General features: G+C 63.5%; 1 protein-coding gene and 1 pseudogene. One reads left to right on the plus strand and one right to left on the minus strand.

What is annotated here, in order from left to right; translation table 11 throughout:
- Window positions 1–2,157 precede the first annotated feature (2,157 nt).
- Window positions 2,158–3,168: pseudogene (gene tig, locus FJ957_RS31615) on the plus strand (trigger factor); the annotation flags it as partial.
- 419 nt (window positions 3,169–3,587) lie between these two features.
- On the opposite strand, the gene FJ957_RS31620 reads toward tig, so the two are convergent.
- A complete protein-coding gene (locus FJ957_RS31620; protein ID WP_181180787.1) occupies window positions 3,588–4,493 on the minus strand; it encodes a helix-turn-helix transcriptional regulator in 906 nt (301 codons plus the stop codon).
- Between the last annotated feature and the right edge of the window lie 679 nt (window positions 4,494–5,172).

Here is a 5,172-nt window from a genome sequence, read left to right on the forward strand (position 1 = left end):
GGTGGAGCTGGCGGTGCCGGTGGCACGCTCGGTGGCGCTGTTGGTGCCCTGGGTAGCGCCGTGAACGGTGCGGTCGGCGGAGCCGGCGGTGCCGGCGGTACGCTCGGTGGTGCTGTCGGCGCCCTGGGTACTGCGCTCAATGGAGCAGTCGGCGGTGCCGGTGGCATCGGTGGCTCGCTTGGTGGCACGGTCGGCTTGCTTGGCGGTGCTGCCAACGGCGCGGTTGGCTCGTTGGCCAGCGCCGTCAACGGCGCGATCGGTGGTGCCGGTGGCATCGGCGGTTCGCTCGGCTCGCTTGGTGGCGCTGCCAATGGCGCGGTCGGCTCGCTGGGTACTGCGCTGAACGGAGCAGTTGGTGGAGCCGGTGGTGCCGGCGGTACGCTCGGTGGCGCGGTCGGCTCGCTTGGCGGTGCCGCGAGCGGCGCGGTTGGCTCGTTGGGTACAGCGCTGAACGGCGCGATCGGCGGAGCTGGCGGTGCCGGCGGTACGCTCGGTGGCACCGTTGGCGCCCTGGGTAATGCGCTCAATGGAGCAGTCGGTGGTGCCGGTGGCATCGGCGGTTCGCTCGGCGGAACGGTCGGCTCGCTTGGTGGCGCTGCCAATGGCGCGGTCGGCTCGCTGGGTACTGCGCTGAACGGAGCAGTTGGTGGAGCCGGTGGTACCGGAGGCACGCTCGGTGGCACGGTCGGCTCACTCGGGAACGCCGTGAACGGCGCGATCAGCGGAGCCGGTGGTGCCGGCGGCACGCTCGGCGGCGCCGTTGGTGCCCTGGCCAACGCCCTGAATGTTGCGACGGGCGGTGCTGGCGATGCCGGCGGTACGCTCGGCTCACTCGCCAATGCCCTGAATGTTGCGACGGGCGGTGCTGGCGATGCCGGCGGTACGCTCGGCAGCGCGATTGGCTCGCTGGGCACTGCCCTGAACGGCGCGGCCGGTGGTGCTGGCGGTGCAGGTGATGCCGGCGGTACGCTTGGCAGCGCGATTGGCTCGCTGGGCACTGCCCTGAACGGCGCGGCCGGTGGTGCTGGCGGTACAGGTGATGCCGGCGGTACGCTTGGCAGCGCGATTGGCTCGCTGGGCACTGCCCTGAACGGCGCGGCCGGTGGTGCTGGCGGTACAGGTGATGCCGGCGGTACGCTCGGCAGCGCGATTGGCTCGCTGGGCACTGCCCTGAACGGCGCAGGTGGTGCTGGCGGCACGCTCGGTGGCACAGTCGGCTCGCTGGGCAGCACAGCTAATGGCACAGCCGGCTCGCTAACCAATGCCGCAAATGGCGCGGTCGGCTCGATCGGCGGTGCCGTCGGCGCACTGGCCAGCGCCGTGAACGGTTTGATCGGGAGCGCTAACGGCCTAGTCGGCGGGATTATCGGCTCGATCGGCGGTGGCCTCGGCGGAGGTGGCACTGGCGGAGGTGGCACTGGCGGTGGCGGCACTGGTGGTGGTGGCGGCACTGGCGGCGGCACTGGCGGCGGCGGCACTGGTGGGGGCGGCACTGGTGGTGGCGGCACCGGCGATGGAGTCATCGGGAGCGTCCTGGGAAACATCGACTGCGACACTTCAACCCAGGGCGGCGCTCACTGCGGCAATTCGCTCGCTGGTTTGGTCGTCCTCTCGGACAGCCGCAGCCCTGCCAGGTCCCTCGTCGACGCTGACTCGACCAGCAGTATCTCCAACGGTGCGACCGGCGGTGCCGGCTCAACTCGCCTGCTTGCTAATGCGGCTGGAGGTGCTCCGAACGGTGGCATCGGCGGCGGCTCAAATGGCCTGCTTGCCAACGTGGCTGGCAATCCGGCTGGCGATGCCTCCAATGGTGCGACCGGTGGCAGCGGCGCTGGCTCGAACGGCCTGCTTGCCAACACGGCTGGTGGTGCCTCCAATGGTACGGCGGGCGGCTCAGGCGGCTTGCTTGCCTATGGTGGCCTGCTTGCCTATGCGGACGGCAATCCGGCTGGCGGTGCCTCCAAGAGTGCGGCCGCTGGCGTCGGTACCGGCTCGGCTGGCATGCTTGCCAACGCGGCCAGCAATCCAACTGGCGGTGCCTCCAAAGCTGGCTCAGGTGAACAGCTTGCCAACACGGCATGCAGTTCGGCTGGCGGTGCCTCCAAGGATTGCGGTGCAGCCGCCAGTACCCTTGCGGCCGATATCGCAGGCACGGCTCAGTTGAATCGCGAGGTTGTTCCGGCGATCGATATCAAGGACTTCGCCAACATCAAGATAACGCGCCCGGTCTATGATGTGCCGGCATCCGAGATCGACGAGCAGGTCAAGCGTGTCGCCGAAGCGGCTCGCACCTACAAGCCTGCCGCCAGCAGGGCCGCCGAAGGCGACCGCGTGACGATCAACTATGTCGGCAAGATCGAAGAAGCCTTTTCCGGCGGGACTGGCGCCAACCAGCCGCTGGTACTCGGCGCCCAGGATTTCATCCCGGGCTTCGAGGGCCAGTTGATCGGCGCCAAGGCAGGCGATGAGAAGAAGATCACCGTGACCTTCCCAGAGAACTACCAGATCGCCAGTCTGGCCGGCAAGCAAGCGACCTTCGACGTCACCGTCAAGGAAGTGGCGAAGCCCGGCAAGCTGGAGATCAACGACGGGACCGCCAAGGCGCTTGGCCTGGAGTCGCTGGGGCGCCTGCGTGAAGTCGTGCGCGGCCAGATCGAGAACCAGTTCGGCTCGATAGCGCGCCAGAAGGTCAAGCGGCAATTGCTGGACCAGCTCGCCGCTTCCTATCAATTCGAGGTGCCCTCGCAGTTGGTAGAGGCTGAGTTCAACACCATCTGGGCACAGGTCAGCCGGGATCTCAAGGCGACAGGTCGCACCTTCGCCGACGAGGGCACGACCGAGGAGAAAGCGCGTGCCGACGCCATGCATCTTGCCGAACGTCGCATTCGCCTCGGCCTGATCCTAGTCGAGGTCGGTAAGAAGGAGAGCATCTCGGTATCGGACGAGGAGCTGCAGCGCGGCGTGCTCGAGCAGGTGCATCGCTTCCCGGCCAACCAGCAGCAGGCGGCGCTTGGCTTCTACAACTCCAATCCCGAGGCGCTGCGAACGCTGCGTGCGTCGATGTTCGAGGACAAGGTGGTCGACCGCCTGCTCGGCCAGATTTCCGTCACCGACAAGAAGGTGAGCAAGGAAGAACTGATGGCCGAGGACAACGGGCTCGAAACCACCGCTTCGCCGAAGGCGACTGTAAAGAAGGACGCCAAGTAGTTCGGTCCAGCTTTGCCCCTTCAAGGAAAGGCCGCTTTCGGGCGGCCTTTTCATTGTGCCTATTTTCCGCCCTTAGCGTCGCTCGTGATCGCTGCAATCGCCCAAGAGCCAACCCAGATGTCGGCCCGTCCCACCGATCGGAACGTCCTGGTGGGCGGCCGGATCCGGTTGTCCGGCCGCCCAACCGCATTTGACCCCCAGTCTGCACTGCAAAGGCGCTCGGGGCGCCTCATGCGATGCATTCACCGTCTGCAATGGGTTCGTATTTTCCGCCTGGAGGGCCGCAATTTAGCTCCACCGGATCCTTCGGTTCCGAGCGTTCATCGATGTTGCGGGCGACTGCCCGCATATCGCGCAGATCGAACGAGTTGGAAGGCGCTTTAGCTGACTGAAGCTTTACGGAATGCACCTGGCGGCTGGCCGACAACTTTCGAGAAGGCTCTGCTAAAATGCACTTGGTCGGCAAATCCGCATTCCGTGGCTATCTGCACGATCGGCATTGAAGTTCTCGCCAGCAGGTAGCGTGCGCGCTGAATCCGACTCTCCAGAAGATATTGATATGGCGTCTTGCCGGTAGCGTTCTTGAAAAGATGAGCAAAGTGACTCGTCGACAACCCACTCCCTTCCGCCAAATCGGATAGAGAAAGCTTCTGCTGCATTCTGGCTTCGATAATTTGATGAAAGGACGAAAGCTGCCTTTTGCCAAGCTTTTTGTCTGAAAATTCACCTGCCTGATAGAGATATAAATTCGAATACCTGCACAAAACCCGGCCCACCGCGGCCCGTGCGAGATGTATCACGTAAGGATACAATCCTTCGGCGTCGAGCTCCAGCGCCTGGTCGATCTCGGTAGCGAGCCACTCGAGCAGCGGATCCGTCAATGCCAACCCGCTCAGGATCCCGATGGGCTGGCCATGGCTTTCGAAATCAGCACTAATTTCGGCCAGAAGGGAGGCATGCAGATAAAGATGCGTCGTGTGGACGCGTCTATCCCATCCCAGTTGGATTGGCTGGCCGGGGGCGACAACATCCAACTGCCCGGGGCGGCTGTTCGCACTGTATTCGCGTCCGCCGATGTTGGAGACGATTTTGGCGGATCCGGATGTTGTCAGCCTGATGAAAAGATGCGGGCTGGCCGGAAAGGCCACGCCATTGGGATCTTCAATCTGTGTGGACAGGTACACTTTTTCCCAGCTGCGGCCAGCGCTCGTCCGGAGAGTCCTGCAGGAAGCGAGTGCGCCAAAACCGTGGATTTCTTCAACCGGAAAACCGGCGCTAGTCGACACTCCAGCGCCAGCAGTTTGCTCCCTGGATGGAGCCGGCGTTTGCACGCTCTGGTGCCGAGCATGCGAGTCCCTGGGCCAGCTTGTTCGAATGTTCATCGCAGCTACCCGACCGTTCTGCGTAGCTCAGCGCCCGACCAAAACTCCCGGCCTGCCAGATAGCTACTCTCACAGCGATAGAACGGTTGGGGAGATGACGACACCTATCGAAAGTCATGAGCGATGATGACGAAAGTCATACCGATTACGATCATTTCTTGGATACGACCGCTGACCAAGTACTTGGTGGTGGTTATTGGAACTGTTGGACAAGTCGATGAAATTTCTGGTGGACCTAGAGGTTTGAGACTGTCGCGCCACCCAGCGCTCTATGAATGGGCTCCGAGAGGATTTCCATCAGCTTCATCTCGATCCATAAGGCCGTCAGATTTTTCCAGGAGTAGCCGCAGGCAGATCGCCGCGCCTTTTTTCGGACGCTGATCCTTACAGAGCTGGTACACGTGGCGATTATGCCATTTCGGCGCGCGGTCGACCGCCCGCCGTGAAACTGACTGGTACGGAGCGGGTGTCGGAGTTAAGTCCTCGCGGCTGCACTTCGCCTAAATCTGCCGACGCCGTATTGTTTCGGCGAGTTCGGCAAAGGCATCGACGATTCCCTCACCGTTCTTGGCGCTCACGAACT

The sequence above is a fragment of the Mesorhizobium sp. B2-4-6 genome, assembly GCF_006442775.1.
Taxonomy (GTDB): domain Bacteria; phylum Pseudomonadota; class Alphaproteobacteria; order Rhizobiales; family Rhizobiaceae; genus Mesorhizobium.